A 21,830-nucleotide genomic window follows, 5' to 3' on the forward strand; every position below is an offset into this window, starting at 1 on the left:
TTTTTAATGTTAGCTAGTAAACTAGATCCTTTTTTAAAACGCTTTGAAGAGTTAAATTCTCTTCTTAGTAGTTCTGATATCATCAGTGATATCAGTAAAATGACTGCGCTTTCTAAAGAGCAAAAGAATTTAGAACCCATCGTCTTAAAAGCTAAAGAATACCTAAAAACTCTAGATAGCATAGAAGAAAACAAAACTTTGCTTAATGATGCTGAGCTTGGAGAACTTGCAAAAGAAGAGTTAAAAAATTTAGAAGAATTAAAACCCAAACTCGAAGAAGAGCTTAAAATTTTGCTATTACCCAAAGATCCGAATGATGAAAGAAATATTTTTCTTGAAATTCGTGCAGGAACAGGCGGAGATGAAGCTTCTTTATTTGTAGGCGATCTTGTTAAAGCCTATACAAGATATGCTGAAAATCGTGGCTATAAACTTGAAATCGTTAGTTCTAGCGAAGGAAGTGTGGGCGGTTTTAAAGAAATTATCATGCTAGTTAAAGGTGCAGGAGCTTTCTCAAGACTTAAATATGAGGGTGGAACACATCGCGTTCAACGCGTTCCACAAACCGAATCTCAAGGACGCATACACACTTCTGCTATAACTATAGCGGTTATGCCTGAAGTAGACGATATAGAGATAGAAATCAATCCCAATGATCTTAAAATAGATGTTATGCGCTCTTCAGGACACGGGGGGCAAAGTGTAAATACTACAGATTCTGCTGTGAGGATCACTCACCTTCCTACAGGTATAGTTGTAGTCAATCAAGATGGAAAAAGCCAGCATAAAAATAAAGAAAGTGCTATGAAAGTCTTAAAAGCAAGACTTTACGAAATGCAAGAAAGCGAGCGTTTGGCTCAAGAAAGCGAAGCAAGAAAATCCCAAGTAGGAAGCGGCGATAGAAGTGAGCGCGTACGCACTTATAATTTTCCACAAAATCGTATCAGCGACCATCGCATCAATCTTACCCTATATCGTTTAGATGCTATTTTACAAGATGGGCTTTTTGATGAAGTTATCGAACCTTTGATAGCACATTATCAAGCAGAATCATTACAAGAGCAAAATTTATAGTTTCATTAGTCTTGAAAACAAGACTAATGATTAGTGTTTATGCGGGAATTTGTGCGGGCTGCTATTTGCACCAACATGGGTTACATTTTCATTTTCTATATCATAAGCTTGTCCAAAACCTTTTACAAAACGACCCTTTTGAAATTCAAGTTTTACAAGATGGAAATCAAGCATATTGCGTATGGTTTTTATTCCGCCTTCGCCGCCTGTTTGTTTTTCAAATTCATCATAAATTTTATCAAACACTTCCCCACGCTCGATAAAACTAGCCTTAACCTTATAACGCAATCTTTTACGAAGTATAACAGAAGCTGCCTTGCTTTCATCCTCTAAAAACATTATTTCTATATTGTTTGGATTTTCTTTGATATTATTAAAATGCTCGCTTACTTCACTGATATAAATATAATTTCCCCATGGAGTATTTACAAACGGTGCATAAGAACAAACCACCTCTTTATCTGCACTTAAAGTCGCTAAAGAAACCGAATTAAAACTCAACATAAACTCTTTTGCTTCTCTTGCCACTCCGCTAAGATCTTTTTTAGTCTTTGCACTCATACAAAGTTCGATAATAGCATCTTTAAGGGTTTCTTCGTTTGCTTTTTTAGGAAATTCTATGCGTAAATTTTCTTTATCATTATAAGCTATATCCAAGCCCTCAAAATCAACTCCGACCAATCTTACTCCCTTAGGATCCTTCACTGCCCCAAATTTTTTACAAAGATCGATCAAATTGGATTGATGATGATCGTTCATATGAGAAATAATACTTTCAAAACTCATTATCTTTATCCTTTCTTTAAATTTATAGAACAAAATATAAGTTAAAAATGGTATCAATTATCAAATTAAAAATTACTTAAAAAGATTAAAATCGTTTAATTTTCAAAAATTTATTCTAATTTAAGCTTATAAAAGATAAATTTTCTCTTCAAATATTATGATATATATTATCATTATTTATTTTATTTAAAAGGAGTAAAAATTTGAATCCAAGCAAAAGAGTTTTAAAGCTATCTTTACTAGTATTTTTACTAAGCACTGGTATCAATGCACAAGAATTGAATGATAAAGCCATTCAAATGCAAAAAGTTGTTGTAAGTGCAACAGGATTTGAACAAGATGCAGACAATAACTTGCGTAATGTAATTGTTATCGATGGTAAAGACTTAGAAAAAAGAGGATTTAATACCTTAGAACAAGCCTTAGAAAGAATTTCAGGCATTAGTTTTGTAAATTTTGGACTAGGACGCAATATCGATATGCGTGGACAAGGAAGCAAGTCCAATATAGCTGTGAAAGTTATGGTAAATGGAAATGCTATTAATGTGCTTGATAATTCTCATGGCGTAACTCCTTTAGAAAGTGTCAATTTAAACAATATAGAACGCATAGAAATCATACCAGGGGGAGGCTCTGTGCTTTATGGAAGTGGCACTAGAGGGGGTGTGATTAATATCATTACAAAAAAAGAAAAATCCGATGCTTTTGCTCTAAGTCTTAAAGGCAGTAGTTACGATCATGGAAATTTAGGTGGAAATTTAGGCGTTTATGGGGCTAAAAAAATCAATAATTATCTAACATTTGGTTTTGATATACAAGGCTTTAACCGCGATGGCTATCAAGAGGGTTATAATGAAAAAGGCTATTTTGTCAATACAAAAGCCTATCTAAATACTAGCGATAATAGTGATTTATCCCTAAATTATAATTATTTTGAAAGCAAAAATACAAGCAGTGGCTATCTTACAAAAGCACAAATTCAAAGTGATCCGACCCAAAAAGGAAGTGGTGATAATATCACTCAAATCAATAGACCTGAAATTGCTTTAGATTATCATCATTATTTTAGTGATTTATACGAAATTCAACTCGGAGCATTTTGGCAAAATCAAAAAATAAGATATCTAAAAGATGAAATTCCAATGATGGGCACCATAGCTTATCAAACCGGTAGCGGTTTTGAAGATACGCTTACGGGTATAAATTTAAAAAATAAAATCAATTACAAAGATGATTCTTATTTTATCTTTGGCTATGAGTTTGCAAATCATGATGCCAAAAGAACAAGCATAGTTCATTATAATGTAAACACTCCAACATTTCAAATGAGTCATACCATGACAACTCTAATGGATATGAATAAACAAAGCCATTCTGTTTTTGCTCTAGACTCTCATCAATTTAATGATATTTTTAGTATTTCAGGTGGTGCAAGATACGAATACAGTCTTTATGATACCCACAGAAGTTACACAAGTAAAATGATAATGGGCGGTACACAACGACCAAGTAATCCAGAGCTTTTTGACGCTGATGATACAAGCAATAACTTTGCCTTTGAAATCACTCCAAATTTCAAATATTCTGATACTGGAAATATATATGCTAAATACGAAAGAGGTTTCATCTCTCCAACTCCTGCACAACTTGTTAACAAAGATCAAGCAACTCAAAAATATTACACTGCCAATTTAGATCCTGAAATTTTTGATACTTTCGAACTTGGGATTAATGATTTTTGGTGGGATTTTTATGGCTTTAATTTGACTTTATTTTACACTCTAAGCAAGGATGAAATTTCTTATCTTGGAAATCCACACTCCACAGGAGGAGCATTTTGGAAATATTATAATATCGACCAAACGCGTCGTTTAGGAGCGGAATTAAACCTTCATCAATTTTTATTCAATGATAGCTTAATCCTCAAAGAAAGCCTAAGCTATCTTGATGCTCAAATTTCTAAAGGTGTTAATGACGGACTTAGAATTCCTTATGTTTCAAAAATCAAAGCCACAGCCGGAGTAGAATACGCTTGGAATAAAAATTTATCAAGCTATATAGATCTAAGCTATTTTTCAAGAGCAAAAGATGGCGGGGTTGTTGACGAAAATACAGGAAAGATGTCTAGAAATTCTTGGATTAAGGATTATTTTTTAACTGATATTGGTGTAAATTATAATTATAGAAATTTACAAATTCTAGCAGGCATTCGCAATCTTTTTGATAAGCAATATTACACTTATCAAGACAGCACAAATGATCAATATCTAGCCGGAAATGGTAGAAATTACTATGTTGAATTTAAATATGCGTTCTAAAAATCTAGTGATTATAGGGCTTTTTTTAGCCTATATAATCACCTGTATCATCGCACTTTGCTTAGGAGATGAAAATTTAAGCCCTAAAGAACTTCTCTCCTATGCTTTTGGTGAAAATGAAATTTTGCGTCAAATCATCATCGATGGGCGTTTGCCTCGTATTATAATGGCTATTTTAATCGGTATGCTTTTAGCTAGCAGTGGAGCAGTAACGCAAAATGTATTTTCAAACCCCATAGCAGATCCTTATATCATAGGTATAGCTTCAGCAGCAACCTTTGGATCTGTTTTAGCGTATTTGTTAAAACTGCCTGATTATTATTATGGAATTTTAGGCTTTATTTGTTCTGCTATTTTTTCATTAGCGATCTTTAAAGTATCTTCAAAAGCTTCCATAGCTACTTTACTCATCATAGGCATTGCTGCCTCATCTTTTCTAGGAGCTTTTACCTCGTTTTTTACCTATCTTATAGGGGAAGATTCTTTTAAAATAGTTGCTTGGCTTATGGGAAATATAGGTTCAGCTTCTTGGTTTCGTATAGGAATTTTGATTTTGCCTTTGATTTTTTGTCTTATGTATTTTTACGCGCATAAAAATGAATTAAATATCATTTTAAGCGGGGATGATGAGGCAAGAAATTTAGGAGTTGATGCCCAAAAATTAAAAATCAATCTTTTGATAGTTTCTTCTTTGGCAGTTTCTTTTGCGGTAGCTTTTACAGGACTCATAGCCTTTGTAGGACTTATAATCCCTCATACCGTAAGACTCTTGCTTAGAAATTATGACAATGCTTTGGTTATTCCTTTTTGTACCGCTTTTGGAGGGCTTTTTTTACTCATTTGTGATACTCTAGCAAGGACTCTAATAGCCCCTGTGCAAATTCCTATAGGGGTTTTAACCGCATTCTTTGGAGCTCCTGTATTTTTATATTTGGCTTTAAGTGCTAGGAGATTTTTATGATATTAAAGATACAAAATTTAAGTTTTAGCTATCATAAAAAAGAATTGTTAAAAAATATCAATTTAGAGCTTCAAAATAAAGCTTTTATAGGTATTTTAGGGCCTAATGGCTCGGGTAAAAGCACACTTTTAAAGCTTATACTAAAAAATTTAAATATAAGTAAGGGCGAAATATCGCTTTTTAATACCAATATAAAAAACTTTGCCCTTAAAGAATTTGCACAACTTTGCGGTTTTGTGCCTCAAAATTCGGGTTTAAATACGCCCTTAAAAGTTATTGATGTGCTTTTAATGAGCAAATTTACAAATTTAAAACATGCTTTTTGTGATTATTCTAAAGAAGATATTTTAGAAGTTGAAAAATTTGCAAAAACTTTAAAATTGGAAAACTTTTTAGAAAGAAATATGCTTTCTTTAAGTGGTGGAGAATTTCAAAGAGTGCTTTTAGCAAGAGCCTTGCTTAAAAAACCCAAAATTCTTTTTTTAGATGAACCCACTTCAGCACTTGATTTAAACCATGCTATCGAGCTTTTAAGCCTTTGCGAAAGATTGATAAAGCAGAACAATATCGCAGTTGTAGCGATTTTGCATGATTTAAATTTAGCCTCTATGTTTTGTGATAAGGTATTGTTTTTAAAAGAAGGAGAAATAAAGTATTTTGGAAGTACAAAAGAGCTTTTTACCAAAGAAATTCTAAAAGAAATTTATAATTTAAATTGCGAGATTGTCTATAAAGACTTAAAACCTTATATCTTAGCCTTAAAGGAAAAAATATGAAAAAAATTTTAATCATTATGAGTTTATTTTTAACCCTACTTAATGCCAAAGAACGCATTGTAGTGCTTGATCCTGCAAGTATAGAAACACTTTTTATGCTAAATGCACAAGATCAAATCGTAGGTATTGCAAATTTGCAACACTCAAATATCTACCCTGAAGAAAAAACTTCAAAAATAACTAGCGTAGGAACTTTTTCACACCCTTCTCTTGAAAAAATAGTTGCCCTAAAGCCAAGCTTAGTGATATTAAGCTCGTATTCTTTAAATTTAGAAGAAGGGCTTAAAAACTTTGGAATCAAAAGTATCAATTTAAAAGCCCAACGCCTTGATGAAATCAAAAGCAATATCCAAATTCTTGCAAAACTCACAGACAAAGAAGAGCAAGGCAAAAAACTTTTAGAAGAATTTGAACAAGGATTACAAGAATTGCAAAAAAATCCCTTAAATAAAAGCGGAATTTACCTTTATTCTAGTAATCCACTCATGGCCTTTAATGATAATTCTTTAATAGCGGATATATTAAGACTCATAGGCATTAAAAACCTAAGTCCTCAAAGTGAAATAGCACGCCCTATAATCTCAGCAGAATACATCCTAAAACAAAATCCTGATTTGTTGATCTTAGGCATTAATGCAGATGGCAACATTTTAAATGCTAATGCTTTGTTAAAAAATACAAAGGCAGCTCAAATGGGACAAATTTATCACAATGAAAACACTCATATATTGTTACGCTTAAGCCCAAAAATCATAGATAGAATTAAAGAATTTAAAACAAGATTAGAAAATCAAAATTTTTAATCGCTCAATCTTGTTTTAAAAAATTCACAGCTTTGACAAAGCTTTTCTATACGCTTATTTTCTTCAAAGGCCTTTTTGATTTCTTGAATGCGTTTGGACTCAAGAAGGCTCTTAAATTCAGCATTAAAAACATTACCCAAAGATATATCGCCTTTAGTATCCAAACAACAAGGCACGAGCGTGCCATCACTTAAAATGCCTATTTGCTCTTTTAAAGCATGGCATTTTCCTTGAGTATAAAGGGGCTTATCTTTTAAACTTGGCCATTTAAAAAGCTTGTTTTGATGAAGCAAAATATGCCTTTGAAGACGATTTTTAGCCAAGTGTGTAAGAATTCGAACCCCAAATTCTTTACTTAAAAATTCATAAATGGGCAAATTTTCGCTAGGGGCTTTAAAGTTAGTATCTAAATTCCAAAGTCTAAGATTGATAAAGCTTGATTTTTTATACTCTAAATGCTCTTTGCAAAACTCTAAAATAGGCTTAAAATATTGCTCTAAAGAAAGTTTGCTTTGACTTAAAAAGGCCATTAAAGAGATATTGATTTGATGGATATTGTCGTATTTTAATAACAATTTAGAATTTTTAGGACTAAAATAAAAACCACTTGTGGTAATTTCTAATTTCATTTGATGATTTTTAGCAATTTGTAGATATTCTTCTAAATTATTTAAAAGCAAAGGATCTCCCAAAAGATGAAAGGTAAAAATTTCGCTTTTATCCCAAATTTGCCTTGCAAGTTTGGAAAAATTTTCTACACTCATCACTCCACGCAAGGCTTTTTTTGAGGGACAAAAATCACATTTTAAACCGCAAATATCGCTTAATTCTATGTATAATTTTTTAAATTTCATTATGTATCCAAGAGTATTTTTTAGCAATATTTTAAAAAATAGATTAAAATAAGTAACATTTTATACATATTTTTATATATTTTTTAATTATTTTATATATTTTCAAAACTTTTAAATAAAATCCACATTATACTTGAAAAAATTAAAACTTTAAAATGAAGGAAATTTTATGCAAGAACTTACTCGAGCGAAAAAAATCCGTTCTATTGTAGCTGCAAGTAGCGGAAATTTGGTAGAATGGTTTGATTTTTATATTTATGCTTTTACAGCAACTTATTTTGCTCATACTTTTTCAACCTCTGATAATCCTATCGTGCAGCAAATCAATGCTTTTGGAGTCTTTGCTGCGGGCTTTTTTATGCGTCCTATAGGCTCTTGGCTTTTTGGTTCTTTAGCTGATAAAGTGGGTCGTAAAAAATCCATGGTTGTATCTGTGGTTTTAATGGCTTTAGGCTCTTTTATGATAGCAGCTTTACCTAGTAAAGATGTGGTGGGGGATTTTGCTATTATCTTGCTTTTACTTGCAAGACTCATACAGGGACTAAGTGTAGGTGGGGAATACGGCATAGCAGCGACCTATCTTTCCGAACTTGCCACAGAAGGCAAGCGGGGTTTTTACTCTTCTTTCCAATACGTAACCCTCATAGGCGGACAGCTTTTAGCAGTAGCTAGTATTAGTATAATGCTTTTCTTTTTTAGCATTGATGAAATGAAAGATTATGCTTGGAGAATACTTTTTGTTGTGGGTGGAATTTTAGCCCTTGGCTCTCTTCTTGTGCGCAAAGTGATGAATGAAAGCGCGACACAAATTCACAAACATGAGGATAGAGGGACACTCAAAGCTTTATTTACAAGCTCTTGGAAACAATTTTTAATGGTACTTGGTATCACTGCAGGTGGATCTTTGGCATTTTATACTATCACTACCTATACCAAAACTTTTATGGAAAATTCAGGTATGGATAAAACACTGGTTAATAATCTCTTTTTAGGTGCTTTATTTATACTTATGATTATACAACCGCTTTTTGGATATATCGGCGATAAGATAGGACATAAGCGATCCTTAATCATCTTTTGTATCTTAGCTTTTGTAGGAATTTATCCTATTTTCAATCTTATATCAAGCAATGCTCAAAGCAATGCTTCTTTAGTGTTTATCTTAGTGGTGCTTTTATTTATTATTCTAAGTTTTTATACTTCAGTGGCTGGAATTTTTAAAGCCAAACTTTTCCCTGAACATGTAAGAGCCTTAGGCACAGGCTTGGGTTATGCGATATCTAATGCCATCTTTGGAGGATCTGCACCTTGGGTGGCTTTACAATTTAAAAATGCAGGAATAGAAAATGGCTTTTTTGTTTATATCGCCGTGCTTACTCTGCTTATGTTTATAGCAACTTTGTGCCTGCCTAAAAAATCAGAGCTTAATTAATCTTAAAGCCTTTAAAGAAAGTATCGAAAGTGCGGTACTTTCTAATTCTTTTAAGCTTTTAAATTGATAATTTTTATTTTCCTCTTTTAAAATTTGATGATAAACTTTAATATTTAATTTATACTTTGTATAATGATGTTTAAACTCTCCTAACAATTTCATATTTTTAAAAATTTCGCCTTCCTCTTTCTTAAAAAAAGGAAAATTATACATACCCTTATAAAGCTTATCTTGACTTTTTTGTATAGCAAATTTTTTATCCCATTCAAATACAAAAAGACTTAAGTTTGCATTCTCATAAGATGTTTTTTTAATTCCAGGATAAAGCTCTGTATTGAATTTTCCTTGGCAAAAATCATACAAGGGGCAAATTCCACATTTTGCATTTTTACTCACACATATTAAAGCACCTATATCAAGTAAGGCTTGGTTGTGATTAAAAGCATCTGCCAAATTTAAAAGCTCCTTAGCCTTTCTTTCAAGCTCACTCATTTTCGGATTTTCCAAGGCAAAAAGGCGTGAAAGCACACGGCGTATATTGCCATCTACAAAAGAAACTTTTTGATCATAAGCAAAACAAGCAATGGCTCCTGCGGTATAAGTTCCTATACCACTTAAATTTTTTAATTCATCAAGTTTTTTGGGTAATTTGCCTTCAAATTTATCCACACACTCTAAAGCTGCTTTTTTTAAATTTCTAGCACGAGTGTAATACCCAAGCCCCTGCCAAGCCTTTAAAAGCTCATCTTCGTTTGCCTTAGCTAAACTTTGTAAGGTAGGAAATTTTTGCAAAAAAGGAAAATAAAACTTCTCTAAAACTGATTTTACCTGAGTTTGCTGGAGCATAATTTCACTGATATAAACTCCATAAGCTCTATCAATATCTTTTAATCTTTCATCACAATCTTTACTTTCTAAATTGCGCCACGGCAAATTTTTGCGTCCATTTTTATCATACCAAAGAAGTAATTTATCTTGTAAATTTTGAATCATTTGTTTTTGCATGGGTTAGAGTATAACAAAAATTGCATAAAAATTTATAATGTATTATAGTGATATTTTAATAATTAAAATCAAAAATCATTTTATCAATTTATATAAAAATCCCATTTTACATACAATACAAAGCTACAAATAATAAAAATGCAAAAATAAACACAACTTAAATATAAATTCAAATAAAAAATAAAAAAGTAAGGAAATATAGTTATTTTCAAAGCTTTAATTTAGAATAAAATATTTAAAATACATTTTTAATTTTCAAAATTATATTCTTTGTTATAATTATTTAAATCAGTATTTTTAAACGCATTTAAAGGGTTAAATCAATGGATCATCATAAGCTAATTCCCCTTTGGGATGAACGCTATAATATCAACCATCAAAAAATCGATACCCAACACCAAAGACTCTTCGAACCTGCAGCACAAGTTGAAAATGCGGTTTTTAAATTTGTTAAGCGCGATGAATTAAAAGAAATTTTAACCGAACTCTTTGCTTATATGAAAGAACATTTTCATGATGAGGAAGAATTTATGCAAGAAATTCAATATCCACGCCTTTACGAGCACAAACAAATGCATAAAAATATCATACATGAAATGTTTCAATTGATACAAAATATAAAATCTACAAATGATTTAAAAGAAAAACTATACTCTATCATGTCAAAATGGCTTTCTAGGCATATTTTAAGCCATGATGTTATGATTATTGCTTGGGTAAATGAGAATTTAAAAAAAGATGAAAATAAAGCACTTGAGTTAAACGATTTGCCACCAAAACAAACCCTAACACAGGAGGAAAATTTCGAATTTATCTATTCTTGTCCTTGCAAGATAGATCATAGGTTAAGCTTTAAAGAGCATGAAAGTATTACCAATGAAGGCAAGGTTATGAGATGTAAAAAATGTCAAGAGCTTTTATTTTTTATTAGAAGCCAAGAAAAAACTTATAAGGGATAAAGCTTGCTTCCAAAATGGGATAAAATCTATAGCGTTCATAATGGCAGAATAGACAACCAACACAAAAAGCTGTTTGAACTTGCAGCCAAAGTTGAACATATATTTGATAAACCCGTTCATAGAGATGAAATTAAAGCTTTGCTTACAGATTTTTTCAACTATATGAAATACCATTTTGATGATGAAGAAAAATATATGCAATTCATTCGTTATCCAGACTTTGAAAGGCATCGCCAAATTCATAAAGAAATCATCCAATCCATGATAAAAATCATTCAAAACATAAAAACCACCAACGACCTAAGAGAAAAACTTTATATCATGGTAAAAAATGGCTTTTAGAACACATACTTTATGAAGATATGAGAGTAGAACAATGGAGATTAGGTTCTTTAAGCTCTGAAAATGGAGCTGATATCACTTTTGAAGAAATTAAAGATGATGAAGATGAGGCTGTAATTTATTTTTACGCTTGCGAGTGCATAGGGCAAATTCATGATGTACCTTCTGGAATTCATAAAAAAATACAAAATGAAGGTGCAAAATTTAAATGTAAAAAATGTAAATTTCCTTTAGAATTTTTCAAAAAAGGGTATTAATTTTTATATTTATTTTGTTAAAATTATTTAATTTTTATTAAAGGATGAAGAAATGTTAGCATTTTTTAAAGGTTTAGGGATAGGATTTTTATGTTTGGTACTTTTTGTAGCTGGAGTGATTTTTAATGTAGAGTTTTTAAATAAAAACAAAACTACTCAAACTTTAAATTTCTCAAGAAGTATAGAAACAAGTATGGAAGCTAAACCCGATATTTTTCATGCAAATATCAACTTTTGGGCAAATGAAAATTTAAGCACTCAAACCTTTTTAAGCAATGAAGATAAAATTCAAATTTCTAACACTTTTAATCAAATTTTAGAACGCTCTAAAAAAGAAAATTTTTGCAGTGGCGGAAGTTTTTCACTTGAACCTAATTTTTCTTATAAAGATGGAGTTCAAACCCCTAAAGGACAAAGACTTCATGCAAATTTAGAATGTGAGTTTACAGCAGATAAACTAGAAAATTTTAACAAACTTTTAAATGATTTAAACTCCATCATTGCAAAAAGTGAATTTATAGGTATTTCTACACCTGCCTTAGAGCCTAAATTCTCCAAACAAACCCTAAAAGACAATAAAGAAAAACTTTATAGCGAACTTCTAAAAAAAGCTTATTCTTATGAAAAAATTTATTCTTTAGATCTTAACAAAACTTGTATATTAAAAAATCTAAATATTGAATCAATTCCAAATTTTTATCCAAGGGCTTTAAATAGTATGAAAAGCGCTGATAATATGGAGCTTTCATTGCCTATAGTAAAGGATGAAGAACAAAGCATTAGCGGTACTGCTTTATTTATTTGCAAATAATCAAAGCAAAATAAACTCATTTTAAGTTTATTTTGCTAGAATTTCATCTTTAGCTTTACGCGGGAATAGCTCAGGGGTAGAGCACAACCTTGCCAAGGTTGGGGTCGCGAGTTCGAATCTCGTTTCCCGCTCCATTATCACCCGCCCGGGTGGTGGAATTGGTAGACACAAGGGACTTAAAATCCCTCGGAATTTTTCTTCCGTGCCGGTTCAAGTCCGGCCTCGGGCACCACTTTTTCTAAAAATTATCAGGGCGACATAGCCAAGCGGTAAGGCATGGGCCTGCAAAGCCTTGATCTCCGGTTCGAATCCGGATGTCGCCTCCAAAAAAGGCAATTAATTTTTACAACTTCAATTCGGGAGATGGCTGAGTGGTCGAAAGCGGCGGTCTTGAAAACCGTTGAGGGTCACACCTCCAGGGGTTCGAATCCCTTTCTCCCGGCCACTTTGAAATTTTCATTAGTTTAACAAACTCTGTTATGATAAATTGATTTGATCTAAAAAATAAGGAAATCAATTTATGAAAAAATTCATCTTAATCTCATCTATACTTTCATCTTTTTTTATATTTGCCGAGGCAAATGAACTGCCAAGTGATAAAATCCAACCCGAAGTAAAAGTTATCAAAGAACATTTTAAAAACAAAGTAGAAAAGATAGAATTTGAAGCATGGGCAAAAGGCATGGGTTTAAATTTCTCAACTCAAAAATATCTTAACAATCAAAACTATAAAAAATATGCCAAAACTATGGCAAAACTCATCAGAAAAACAAGAGGAGTTAAAGGCAAGGTTGAAATTTGTTATAAAGGAACACCTCAAAAAAGAGTTCACAAATGCAATAAATTTTAATTCCTGACTTAAATTAATATCATATAAAATTTTTAAGTTTTTTTCACTATAAAAAAGCTACAATTTCTTAATTATATATCATTAAGGAAAAGGCATGTTTAAAATTATTTTGCTCATATCAATAATCTTTGGCTTAAATGCTTGCAAAGGAGAGGATATGAATAACAATGAAGATACCAATAAAGATATTAAAATGGTCTATACTCCTAATGGAGGAGGTATAAAACTCAATACAAAAACCAATGAATTTTTATTTAATCAACGAGAAAAACCCACTGGCAAATACACCAAAGAATACACCAAAGCCCTTTTAGAAGCTGTCAATATAGTCGATAATTCCCCTTATAAAAAATTTTATGAGCCTAAATATTTAGATCCAGAGTTTCACACAGGAGAGAAATCCACTTTGCTTGAATTTAAAGATTGGCAAAAGATCTATTTAAAAGATCCTGTTAAAGGAAGCTTAGCTCCTTGGACCAAAGCAGAAAAAGCTTATTATAATTCTTTAGATGGAGAAGGAAGGTATAATTATTTAGTAAAAAGAAGTGGCTTAGTATGTACTCCCATAGATTTAAAAGATAGTGCTTTAATAAGACCTAAAAGACCTAAAGAAAAAAGATTTATAAATGCTTATAAAGAAGGTATGAAAGATTATAAAGAAGCTAAGAGACTAGATTATAAAGGATATGATCTTTTTCAAAAAGCCATTAAGAATTTAAGCTATGCTTATGAAGAGGGTAAAGATTATAAAGCAGGACTTGCTTTAGCAGAACTTGGATATTCAAAAGATTATTTTAGAGCCATTATAGGTAAATTAGACCAAGATGAAAACAATGAAGCTTTGTTGGATAAACTAATCAATGAATTTTTAAATGCTAATTATAGAAGCATAAGGATTTATGAAGAACTTATAGAAAAGTATGACTTAGGGGATGCTTATTGGGGTTTATATGTTTATTCTCGTAAAATAGAAGATACAGTATTTGATGATAGATTTTATTTTGCTCAGCTTAAAGATAGCAGTGAAGAGCTTTATAAAAATGCTTTTGAACATGGAGCTTATGGAGCTTTTGGTGCTAAGGCAAATACTATATATTCTGATTTAATTGCAGGAGAATATCAACTTTGCTTAGGTATATTGGGCAATAAAAAGGCTTTTTATGAAGCAGCTGTATATCTTAGTGATTCTGGTTTAAAATCAAGAGCCTTTCAAGCTCTTTGGCTTGGAGTGCAATTAGGAGATGAAAAATGTTTAGAAGGATTGTATCGTCCTTTATATGGAATACATGAAAACCCTTTAAAAAGACAACTCATGAAAGACTTTGCTAAAAATCCTCCTTATGACAAATACGGAATGCTTCCTTTTTTAGATGAGTTAATCTCTACAGAATGGATTATAGATCCAAATGAATATGATTTCATTTACGATATTAATAATAGAGTAGTGACGGCAATGCTAAATGGAATCGATAAGGGTAAATATAAAGATCCAAGAGATGTGGATTCTACTCCTGAAAGTAGATGGGAATTTGACCAAGAAATAGATGCTTATAAAGAAGGTTCTGTAAGAAGTTATAGTTATGATTTACCCAATCACTGGAGTGAAGCAGATGTAGAAATTTATTTAGAAGAGCTTTATTTACATGCCAAACTCGCAGCTTTAACTCCTCCTCAAGGCTATCCTAATGCACCAAGATACTATAGTCCTGAAAGATTAGAATTTATTTACAACAAACACAAACTTGATTCTAGAATCCCTGCTATTTATAGAGCTAACTTTCCTGAAGAGCTTAGAGCTAAGATAAAAGCTATAATATAAAGGAATGAAATGAAAAATTTTTATATGAATTTAGCATTAAATGAAGCTTGGAAATATCAGTTTTTAACCTACCCTAATCCTGCTGTAGGTTGCGTTATACTAGACAAAAATGAAAAAATTTTAGCCATAAAAGCCCATGAAAAAGCTGGATTGGCTCATGCAGAACTTAATGCCATAGCTCATGCTTTTAAAAGCTTAAGACCTGAAATTTCATTGCCCAAAGAAGCAAACGCCTTACATGAGTTTATTTGCAAAAACCATAGAGGTATTTTTAAAGATAGCATAGCTTTTGTCACACTTGAGCCTTGCTCTCATCAAGGAAAAACGCCTCCTTGTGCAAAACTCTTTAGCGAGCTAGGTTTTAAAAAAATTTTCATCAGCGTTAAAGATGAGAATGAGATTGCAAGTAAAGGTGCGGAGTTTTTAAAAAAACAAGGAGTAGAGATTGAATTTGGTGTGCTTGAAGATGAGGGAAAAAAACTTTTAAAACCTTTTTTAAAATGGCAAAAAGGACAATTTAAACTTTTCAAACTCGCTCTTTCTATGAATGGCTCGCCTTTTGGCAAAATCGTAAGCAATGAGCTAAGTCGTACTTATGCGCATAAAATTCGTTCTGTGATTGATTTGCTTGTGTTAGGAGGAGAAACGATAAGAAAAGATCGTCCCATACTTGATGCAAGACTTTGTAAAGGCAAGGCGCCTAATCTTTGTATTTTAAGTCATCAAAATTTAGAAAATTTTGACAAAAGCATTCCTTTATTTAGCGTGCCTCATCGTCAAATTTATACTCAAATTCCTAATAAAGCTAAATTTTTAATGTATGAGGGTGGAGAAAATTTCCTAAAAAAATTCAAAGATGAGATGGATATGTTTTTGATTTTTCAAAGTTCAAGTTTAAATGATGAAAAAAATGTTACAATGCCTTTGAATTTCAAGCCACTTTATAGAAATTTTTTAGGGAGTGACACTTATGGCATTTATGAGCTTTAGCGGATTTTTTTATGCAAGAAATGATTTAAGATTATTTAAAATAGAAAAGAAAAGCGAAATCAAATCTTTTTTTTATAAAGATTATACGCTAGCAAGCTTCAAAGATGAGCTAAATTTAAACAATGAAATCTTTTTTTATCAAAGTTTGAAAGAAAATTTGTTTAAAGAAAATGATGAAATTTTAATTTCAAATTTAGGCAAAAAAATCATACTTTTTAGAAATTTTACTCAAAATAGTGATAATTTTGCTGAAGCAAAATTAAAACAAGTCTTGCTTTTAATTTTTTTATTTTTAGCGAGTGTATTTTTTGCAAGCTTGGCTGCCATCAATGAATTTGGTGCTGTTGATCTTGTTTTTTTGATGATTTGTTTGTTGCTTTTGGTTATGGGTATCATCAACCTTGGCTTACTTTTTAAACAAATTCGCATTTTAAAAAGTTTTAGCAAAGAAGAAATGAAAGAATTTTTAACCCAAAGAATGAAAAAATACGCAAAAAAATAAACAAAAATACCTTAAATTTTATAAAAATTTATTTATTTAAAAGTGTGCAAAGTAAAATCTTAGCACACTGTTTTTAAATTTGTAGCAAGTCCGCCTAAAGAAGTTTCTTTGTATTTGTAATTCATATCCTTACCAGTTTCATACATGGTTTCTATCACCTCATCAAGGCTGACTATAGGAATAGATTTGCGTGTCATTGCCATTCTAGCTGCACTGATAGCTTTTATCGCCCCAAAAGCATTTCTTTCAATGCATGGAATTTGAACCAAGCCCCCTACAGGATCACAAGTAAGTCCTAGATGATGCTCCATTGCCATTTCAGCAGCGTTGCAAGCCTTAAAAGCATTGGCTCCTAAAACTGTGGCCATAGCCGCAGCTGCCATAGAACTAGCACTACCAATTTCTGCTTGACAACCTGCTTCTGCTCCACTAATACTTGCATTTTTCTTATAAAAAGAACCTATAAGCATAGCTACTAATAAAAATTCAATTGCCTTTTCATCACTAAAACCTATGGTATGGTTTTTAAGATAAAGCATGACAGCAGGGATAACAGCACATGCTCCATTTGTTGGTGCGGTTACGACTTTTGCTCCGCTAGCATTTTCTTCAGCAATCGCAATAGCATACAAAGAGATAAAATCAATAATCCCCATAGGATCAGTAGTCATCGCTACTCTTTCTTTAAGTCCTTTAGCTCTACGCTTTAAATGAAGTTTTCCAGGCAAATAATCTTCATTCGGGTGCGTACCATTATAATACACTTCTTGCATCACTTCCCAAATTTCAAGACAATAAGCACGAATTTCCTCTTTAGTGTGAAATTGCAATTCATAACGATAAGAAAGCTCTGCCAAATCCCAATCTCTTTTATCGCAAAGCTCTAAAGCTTCTTTAGCGTTATTAAGCTCTATATCTAGTTTTTTCTTTTTATTTTGGTTAGAATTTTTACCTTTTTTTTCTAATTCCGCAGCTGTTAAAACAAAGCCTCCACCTACAGAATAATAAGTTTCCTCATCAACTAACCCACCTTTACAATCATAAGCTTTAATTTTCATACCATTCTCATGTAAAGGTAAAAAATCTTTAGAAAATATCAAATCTTTTTCATAATTAAAACTAAGTTTTTTCTCGCCACAAAAATCAATTTGAGCATTTTCAATAGCATTTTTATTTACTTCATCTTGTATTGCCGCACTTAAATTTTTAGCTTCTAAGCCATTTAACCCCCAAATCACAGCCTTATCACTCAAGTGTCCTTTGCCTGTTAAAGACAAAGAGCCATAAAGAATGATTTGAATTCTTTCAATTTTTTCTAATTTTTTAGCAATTTTTTTACAAAATAAATTTCCTGCAAGCATAGGTCCTAAAGTATGTGATGATGAAGGACCTACACCTATTTTAAAAATATTTAAATTACTCATTCACCACACCTTAAAAAGTATAAATTACAGTGATGATTGTTAAAACACCTGTAATAAAAACAAAAGCATCTAAAGCTTTATTTTGGAATTTTTTCATTTTTGAAACCGTATAAATTGCAATAATTGGCATTAAAAATAAGATTGCTGCGATAATTGGACCGCCCAAACTTTCAATAAAACCTAAAATACTAGGATTGATATAAGCAGTAATTAACATAACAATATACATTACTAAAGTAGAATAAACTGCGATTTTTTTCAAATCAGGATTTTCATTACCTGCTAATTTGCAGCATTTTCTAACTATACCATAAGCACCTTCTCTAGCGCCAAAATAATGTCCAAAGAATGAACTAGAAATTGCCAAAAATGCGATTAATGGACCACCATAAGAAATAAATGGATTATCAAGCTTATTAGCAAAATAAGAAAGCACCGGTATGTTTTGTGCTCTTGCTTCAGCAAGTTCAGCTGGAGTTAAAGAAAGCACGCAAGATACCACAAAAAACATAACAAAAGCAAGCAACATGACAGAGGTTCTAAACAAAATTTGATTTGCTTTTTGTACTGAATTTTCAGGATATTCTCTTTTTACGCTTAGAGAAAAAGTTGAAATTGCTGGTGAGTGATTAAATGAAAACACTAAAACCGGTAAAGTTAGCCATACTATAGTAATAAATTCTTTTGTTCCAGGAATAGCACTAAAACTTTCAAATGACCATTGTGGGATAAGATATAAAGAAAATAAAAATAAAATAGCACATAAAGGATACACAAGCCATTCACATACTTTAGTGATTAACTCTTCGCTAAAAAGCATAATAAGCATAAAAATACTTACCAAAATAAAAGCTAAAAGCAAACGATAAAAAGGAAATAAACTCGCTACAACTTTTTCTTTATCACCTGTGCTTACCTCATACATGGCACGAATAATATCTGCAAATACACCCTCTGAATTTAAAAGGGGTAAAAATTGATGGTAGATAAAACTTTCAAAAGTATTGGTTATACCCACACAATACGCTAAACAAATTGGAAAAATTGCAAAGAAATAAAGCACAGAAATAAAAATACTTACTTTTCTACCAAAATACTCTTCAGCCGCATGGGTAATGTCTTTATCATTACCATTTGCTTGACATACAAAACGACTTAAGGCTCTATGGCTTAAATACACCATTGGAAAAATAATCAAAGTCATCACAACAACTGGCCAAAAACCACCAACACCCGCCTTAATAGGTAAAAATAAAATCCCCGCACCCACAGCGGTTCCAAAAAGAGATAAAACCCATCTCGTGTCATAACGAGTCCACTTAGGAGTATTCATACATTTTCCTTAAAATTTGATATCGCAAAATTAAGCTTATTTTAACACACTTACTGGGTAAAAAATCTAAATTTCTAGCATTTTTCTTTAATTTATGTAACATTTTGTAAAATATTAGTCTTATTAAAATTATATTTTAAGATTTAATTTAAGTAAGTTTTGAAGATGGTTTTTTATATAAAAAACCATCTTGGAAACATAAAGTCTCCAAATTTACATGCTTTTAGAATTAATAATCAAATTTTTGTCCTAAGATATTACCCTGTGCATCAGTATAAATTTTTAATTGATTGCTTAATTCAAATTTATATCCGTTGATTTCTCTGCTTACTTCTATGATTTGAGCGTTTGATGAAGCACTGATTTTTGGCATAATATTTGGCAAAATGCTATTTGGCAGAGCTTTGTATTTTCCATCTACATCTTTCCACTCTCCAGTGATAATAAAGTCAATTTCTGTTCCATCATTTAAAGTCACATCATAAGAATCTATATCTTTTTTTACTAAAGCAATTTGTGCAGTTTTAAAATTCTTAGATATAAAATCTTGTGCATTTCTTGGAAGTTCACTCGCAGGAACAATTATATCTCTAGCAAAAAGCACCGTAGCACCCAATAAAGCCGCTAAACCTAATTTTAATTTCATTTTTTCTCCTTTTTGTTTGTGTTTTGGTTGAGAGAAGTTTAACTTATCTTTGTGAAGTGAATGTGAAACTAAAAAATAATTTTTAAACTCTCATTTTCAACACCTATGCCTTGACTTTTCTTAAAAGAAAGTATTCTACCATCTTCAAATTTTAAAGTATCATCATCTTTTAAACTTAGATCATAAGTTAAAATATGCAAAATAATGTCATACAAAGTGAAGAAAAGCTCTTTTTCTTCTATATTTGCATCACAAACCTCAAGCTCTAATTTATCGAAATTTCTAAGACCATAGGTGTAGGCATTATTGCCATTATCACCTGGATAAACGCTTACATAAATCCAATTATAAATAGGCAAACGATTATCTTCTAGCATTTTTGCATTTTCTATATAAAACTTAGGCTCTAAAACAACTCCTCCTGTATAAAATCCCAAAGTATGCTCATCTTGCAAACACGCAGATGATATTTGAGTAAAAAGTTTAGCTTGATCTAGCTTTGATTCACTCTGACTTAAAACGGATACAAGAAGATGTGCTTTATGTTTTTGGGTTTGCTCTAAAGCATCTTTCCACATAAAATTAAAATTAGCATAATATTCTGCTTCGTTGTTGGGTATAGGATTTTTAATCAAATTTAAAGTAACGATCATATTTTTAAAAGAAAAAATTACTCCATCTTGAGTAAAATTTTCATCAGCAATCCATATATCAAAATCATCTTCAAGTATCTTTTTCAATTTCAAAAAATCAAACTTGGCTTCATCAAGAAGAACAAAAGAAATAAAATTATGATTTTCTTGCATGCTTTTCCTTAAGAGTTAAAGTATTTAAAAAATTATAACCTAAATTTTTAAGCCATATGATTATTTAAAAAATTATGATAATTAATATTAATTATAATTTTATTTTTATTGTAGTATAATCGCCAAAATTTAATCAAATCATGGAGTTAAATATGGAATTTTTAAAAGATTATATTGATTTAATTATCTTTATAATTTTAGGAGTTATGGCATTTATAGCTTTTTGGTGCGTAATTGAAAGAGTATTATTTTTTAGAAAAATAGATTTTAAAAATTATGAAAATCAAGAGCAATTTGATGATGCAATTAGCGAGAATTTAACTACCATTTATATTATTTATTCTAACGCTCCCTACATAGGACTCTTAGGAACTGTTGTAGGGATTATGATTACTTTTTATGAAATGGGAATAGCGGGAAATATCGATGTCAAATCCATAGTCGTAGGACTTTCTTTAGCTCTTAAAGCTACAGCTTTAGGACTTTTAGTCGCCATACCTGCCTTAATGGCTTATAATGCCTTACTTCGCAAGGTTTCACTTTTAAGTAATGCTTATAAGGTGAGTAAAAATGCTTAAATTGCCTAAAAATGAAGGGTTAAATATAGTTCCTTTCATAGATATAATGCTTGTTTTACTTGCTATCATTCTTAGTATTTCAACTTTCATTGCTCATGGCAAAATTGAAATCAATCTACCCGTTAGCGAAAATGCTCTAAGTCTTAACAATGATGAAAAAAAATTATCCATTAGCATTGATGAAAACAATATTTTCTATCTAGACGATAAGACTACAGATTTAAAAGGCTTAAGCGATGCTATTTCTTCGCTTCATAAAAAAACTATAGTAGAATTAAAAAGTGATAAGAATGCAAAATTTGAAAGCTTTGTTCAAATCATTGACTTATTAAAAGCTAAAGAGCATGAGAATTTCCAAATTATAACAGAGAAAAATAGATGAAAAATACTTTGTCAAATCACAAATCACAAGCTTTTTATATATCTTTTTTCTTAGCTCTAGTTTTTTAATTCTGCTAATTTTTGAAAAATAGAATTAAATAGCTTTGCTTTGACTCTAAAACA

At 31.2% G+C, this 21,830-nt stretch carries 23 protein-coding genes and 4 tRNA genes; 20 read left to right on the forward strand and 7 right to left on the reverse strand.

The features are described 5' to 3' along the window. Positions 1-6 precede the first annotated feature (6 nt). The gene (prfA, locus tag KAR67_RS04825; protein WP_170876399.1) at positions 7-1,074 is read left to right on the forward strand and encodes a peptide chain release factor 1; all 1,068 of its coding nucleotides are present in this window, start codon (positions 7-9) and stop codon (positions 1,072-1,074) included. 30 nt (positions 1,075-1,104) lie between these two features. Here prfA and KAR67_RS04830 read toward each other — a convergent pair whose 3' ends face one another. Beyond that, on the reverse strand, positions 1,105-1,860 hold the full coding sequence (locus KAR67_RS04830) for a HugZ family heme oxygenase (protein ID WP_002779524.1): 756 nt from the start codon (positions 1,858-1,860) through the stop codon (positions 1,105-1,107). Positions 1,861-2,063: 203 nt separating this feature from the next. Between KAR67_RS04830 and KAR67_RS04835 the strand changes: the two genes are divergently transcribed. Genes KAR67_RS04835 through KAR67_RS04850 form a run of 4 tightly spaced genes read left to right on the forward strand, consistent with a single transcriptional unit; the run spans position 2,064 to position 6,718 of the window. Then, positions 2,064-4,178 (forward strand): TonB-dependent receptor, encoded by a 2,115-nt coding sequence (locus tag KAR67_RS04835; RefSeq protein WP_162284581.1) that lies wholly within the window; start codon positions 2,064-2,066, stop codon positions 4,176-4,178. Continuing rightward, positions 4,153-5,139: an iron ABC transporter permease gene (locus KAR67_RS04840; protein WP_002779522.1), complete on the forward strand. Its 987-nt coding sequence runs from the start codon at positions 4,153-4,155 to the stop codon at positions 5,137-5,139. The genes KAR67_RS04835 and KAR67_RS04840 overlap by 26 nt, the downstream gene beginning before the upstream one ends. Then, the gene (locus KAR67_RS04845) at positions 5,139-5,915 is read left to right on the forward strand and encodes an ABC transporter ATP-binding protein (RefSeq protein WP_072216330.1); all 777 of its coding nucleotides are present in this window, start codon (positions 5,139-5,141) and stop codon (positions 5,913-5,915) included. The genes KAR67_RS04840 and KAR67_RS04845 overlap by 1 nt, the downstream gene beginning before the upstream one ends. Beyond that, positions 5,912-6,718, forward strand: coding sequence for an ABC transporter substrate-binding protein (locus KAR67_RS04850; protein ID WP_002781400.1), 807 nt, complete (start codon positions 5,912-5,914; stop codon positions 6,716-6,718). Before KAR67_RS04845 ends, KAR67_RS04850 begins: the two co-directional genes overlap by 4 nt. Here KAR67_RS04850 and KAR67_RS04855 read toward each other — a convergent pair. Beyond that, positions 6,715-7,572 (reverse strand): SPASM domain-containing protein, encoded by an 858-nt coding sequence (locus tag KAR67_RS04855; RefSeq protein ID WP_002781398.1) that lies wholly within the window; start codon positions 7,570-7,572, stop codon positions 6,715-6,717. The genes KAR67_RS04850 and KAR67_RS04855 overlap by 4 nt on opposite strands. 169 nt (positions 7,573-7,741) lie before the next feature. Here KAR67_RS04855 and KAR67_RS04860 point away from each other — a divergent pair, with 169 nt between their 5' ends. Further along, positions 7,742-9,004 (forward strand): MFS transporter, encoded by a 1,263-nt coding sequence (locus KAR67_RS04860; RefSeq protein ID WP_002781389.1) that lies wholly within the window; start codon positions 7,742-7,744, stop codon positions 9,002-9,004. Here KAR67_RS04860 and mutY read toward each other — a convergent pair. Next, a complete protein-coding gene (mutY, locus tag KAR67_RS04865) occupies positions 8,990-10,009 on the reverse strand; it encodes an A/G-specific adenine glycosylase (RefSeq protein ID WP_004284483.1) in 1,020 nt (339 codons plus the stop codon). The two genes, KAR67_RS04860 and mutY, sit on opposite strands and share 15 nt — an antisense overlap. A gap of 323 nt (positions 10,010-10,332) precedes the next feature. Between mutY and KAR67_RS04870 the strand changes: the two genes are divergently transcribed. The 12 genes from KAR67_RS04870 to KAR67_RS04920 all read left to right on the forward strand — a co-directional run bounded on the left by KAR67_RS04870 (position 10,333) and on the right by KAR67_RS04920 (position 16,539). Next, positions 10,333-10,968 carry a bacteriohemerythrin gene (locus KAR67_RS04870; protein WP_002783480.1) on the forward strand — a complete coding sequence of 212 codons (636 nt, stop codon included), beginning with the start codon at positions 10,333-10,335 and terminating at the stop codon, positions 10,966-10,968. Between the two features lie 3 nt (positions 10,969-10,971). Further along, entirely contained in the window at positions 10,972-11,310 is a 339-nt protein-coding gene (locus KAR67_RS09640; RefSeq protein WP_002778929.1) for a hemerythrin domain-containing protein, read from the forward strand. 20 nt (positions 11,311-11,330) lie between these two features. After that, positions 11,331-11,567: a hypothetical protein gene (locus tag KAR67_RS09645; RefSeq protein ID WP_002778927.1), complete on the forward strand. Its 237-nt coding sequence runs from the start codon at positions 11,331-11,333 to the stop codon at positions 11,565-11,567. Between the two features lie 52 nt (positions 11,568-11,619). Then, positions 11,620-12,378 (forward strand): hypothetical protein, encoded by a 759-nt coding sequence (locus tag KAR67_RS04880; protein WP_002778926.1) that lies wholly within the window; start codon positions 11,620-11,622, stop codon positions 12,376-12,378. A 59-nt stretch (positions 12,379-12,437) separates the two neighbouring features. Continuing rightward, positions 12,438-12,512: transfer RNA gene (locus tag KAR67_RS04885), tRNA-Gly, on the forward strand. 9 nt (positions 12,513-12,521) lie between these two features. After that, a tRNA-Leu gene (locus KAR67_RS04890) sits at positions 12,522-12,610 on the forward strand. A gap of 20 nt (positions 12,611-12,630) precedes the next feature. Beyond that, positions 12,631-12,704: transfer RNA gene (locus KAR67_RS04895), tRNA-Cys, on the forward strand. Positions 12,705-12,735: 31 nt separating this feature from the next. Beyond that, a tRNA-Ser gene (locus KAR67_RS04900) sits at positions 12,736-12,823 on the forward strand. Positions 12,824-12,898: 75 nt separating this feature from the next. Beyond that, entirely contained in the window at positions 12,899-13,228 is a 330-nt protein-coding gene (locus KAR67_RS04905; protein ID WP_002794891.1) for a hypothetical protein, read from the forward strand. Between the two features lie 94 nt (positions 13,229-13,322). Continuing rightward, the gene (locus KAR67_RS09650; protein ID WP_223209524.1) at positions 13,323-15,047 is read left to right on the forward strand and encodes a hypothetical protein; all 1,725 of its coding nucleotides are present in this window, start codon (positions 13,323-13,325) and stop codon (positions 15,045-15,047) included. A gap of 9 nt (positions 15,048-15,056) precedes the next feature. Then, entirely contained in the window at positions 15,057-16,037 is a 981-nt protein-coding gene (ribD, locus tag KAR67_RS04915) for a bifunctional diaminohydroxyphosphoribosylaminopyrimidine deaminase/5-amino-6-(5-phosphoribosylamino)uracil reductase RibD (RefSeq protein WP_162284582.1), read from the forward strand. Further along, a complete protein-coding gene (locus KAR67_RS04920; protein WP_002778922.1) occupies positions 16,018-16,539 on the forward strand; it encodes a hypothetical protein in 522 nt (173 codons plus the stop codon). Before ribD ends, KAR67_RS04920 begins: the two co-directional genes overlap by 20 nt. A gap of 59 nt (positions 16,540-16,598) precedes the next feature. Here KAR67_RS04920 and KAR67_RS04925 read toward each other — a convergent pair whose 3' ends face one another. The 4 genes from KAR67_RS04925 to KAR67_RS04940 form a co-directional block, all read right to left on the reverse strand. Beyond that, positions 16,599-17,963, reverse strand: coding sequence for an L-serine ammonia-lyase (locus KAR67_RS04925; protein ID WP_002799211.1), 1,365 nt, complete (start codon positions 17,961-17,963; stop codon positions 16,599-16,601). Between the two features lie 10 nt (positions 17,964-17,973). Next, positions 17,974-19,296 carry an aromatic amino acid transport family protein gene (locus KAR67_RS04930; protein WP_002799213.1) on the reverse strand — a complete coding sequence of 441 codons (1,323 nt, stop codon included), beginning with the start codon at positions 19,294-19,296 and terminating at the stop codon, positions 17,974-17,976. Between the two features lie 229 nt (positions 19,297-19,525). Next, a complete protein-coding gene (locus tag KAR67_RS04935) occupies positions 19,526-19,942 on the reverse strand; it encodes a PepSY-like domain-containing protein (protein WP_002782432.1) in 417 nt (138 codons plus the stop codon). A gap of 68 nt (positions 19,943-20,010) precedes the next feature. After that, on the reverse strand, positions 20,011-20,748 hold the full coding sequence (locus KAR67_RS04940; protein ID WP_002783024.1) for a DUF4261 domain-containing protein: 738 nt from the start codon (positions 20,746-20,748) through the stop codon (positions 20,011-20,013). Positions 20,749-20,900: 152 nt separating this feature from the next. On the opposite strand from KAR67_RS04940, the gene exbB reads away from it, so the two are divergent. Together exbB and exbD are read left to right on the forward strand one after the other, a co-directional pair. Next, on the forward strand, positions 20,901-21,326 hold the full coding sequence (exbB, locus tag KAR67_RS04945) for a TonB-system energizer ExbB (protein ID WP_002782436.1): 426 nt from the start codon (positions 20,901-20,903) through the stop codon (positions 21,324-21,326). Beyond that, a complete protein-coding gene (gene exbD, locus KAR67_RS04950; RefSeq protein ID WP_002778912.1) occupies positions 21,319-21,708 on the forward strand; it encodes a TonB system transport protein ExbD in 390 nt (129 codons plus the stop codon). The genes exbB and exbD overlap by 8 nt, the downstream gene beginning before the upstream one ends. Positions 21,709-21,830: the final 122 nt, after the last annotated feature.

Source organism: Campylobacter sp. JH32 (assembly GCF_017846535.1).
Lineage (GTDB): Bacteria > Campylobacterota > Campylobacteria > Campylobacterales > Campylobacteraceae > Campylobacter_D > Campylobacter_D coli.

Bases quoted from the DNA above. Each gene is read 5' to 3' on its own strand.
- prfA (WP_170876399.1), top strand. From the start codon at position 7: ATGTTAGCTAGTAAACTAGATCCTTTTTTAAAACGCTTTGAAGAGTTA.
- KAR67_RS04830 (WP_002779524.1), bottom strand. From the start codon at position 1,860: ATGAGTTTTGAAAGTATTATTTCTCATATGAACGATCATCATCAATCC.
- KAR67_RS04840 (WP_002779522.1), top strand. From the start codon at position 4,153: ATGTTGAATTTAAATATGCGTTCTAAAAATCTAGTGATTATAGGGCTT.
- KAR67_RS04850 (WP_002781400.1), top strand. From the start codon at position 5,912: ATGAAAAAAATTTTAATCATTATGAGTTTATTTTTAACCCTACTTAAT.
- KAR67_RS04855 (WP_002781398.1), bottom strand. From the start codon at position 7,572: ATGAAATTTAAAAAATTATACATAGAATTAAGCGATATTTGCGGTTTA.
- KAR67_RS04860 (WP_002781389.1), top strand. From the start codon at position 7,742: ATGCAAGAACTTACTCGAGCGAAAAAAATCCGTTCTATTGTAGCTGCA.
- mutY (WP_004284483.1), bottom strand. From the start codon at position 10,009: ATGCAAAAACAAATGATTCAAAATTTACAAGATAAATTACTTCTTTGG.
- KAR67_RS04870 (WP_002783480.1), top strand. From the start codon at position 10,333: ATGGATCATCATAAGCTAATTCCCCTTTGGGATGAACGCTATAATATC.
- KAR67_RS09645 (WP_002778927.1), top strand. From the start codon at position 11,331: ATGAGAGTAGAACAATGGAGATTAGGTTCTTTAAGCTCTGAAAATGGA.
- KAR67_RS04880 (WP_002778926.1), top strand. From the start codon at position 11,620: ATGTTAGCATTTTTTAAAGGTTTAGGGATAGGATTTTTATGTTTGGTA.
- KAR67_RS04905 (WP_002794891.1), top strand. From the start codon at position 12,899: ATGAAAAAATTCATCTTAATCTCATCTATACTTTCATCTTTTTTTATA.
- KAR67_RS09650 (WP_223209524.1), top strand. From the start codon at position 13,323: ATGTTTAAAATTATTTTGCTCATATCAATAATCTTTGGCTTAAATGCT.
- ribD (WP_162284582.1), top strand. From the start codon at position 15,057: ATGAAAAATTTTTATATGAATTTAGCATTAAATGAAGCTTGGAAATAT.
- KAR67_RS04920 (WP_002778922.1), top strand. From the start codon at position 16,018: ATGGCATTTATGAGCTTTAGCGGATTTTTTTATGCAAGAAATGATTTA.
- KAR67_RS04925 (WP_002799211.1), bottom strand. From the start codon at position 17,963: ATGAGTAATTTAAATATTTTTAAAATAGGTGTAGGTCCTTCATCATCA.
- KAR67_RS04930 (WP_002799213.1), bottom strand. From the start codon at position 19,296: ATGAATACTCCTAAGTGGACTCGTTATGACACGAGATGGGTTTTATCT.
- KAR67_RS04935 (WP_002782432.1), bottom strand. From the start codon at position 19,942: ATGAAATTAAAATTAGGTTTAGCGGCTTTATTGGGTGCTACGGTGCTT.
- KAR67_RS04940 (WP_002783024.1), bottom strand. From the start codon at position 20,748: ATGCAAGAAAATCATAATTTTATTTCTTTTGTTCTTCTTGATGAAGCC.
- exbB (WP_002782436.1), top strand. From the start codon at position 20,901: ATGGAATTTTTAAAAGATTATATTGATTTAATTATCTTTATAATTTTA.
- exbD (WP_002778912.1), top strand. From the start codon at position 21,319: ATGCTTAAATTGCCTAAAAATGAAGGGTTAAATATAGTTCCTTTCATA.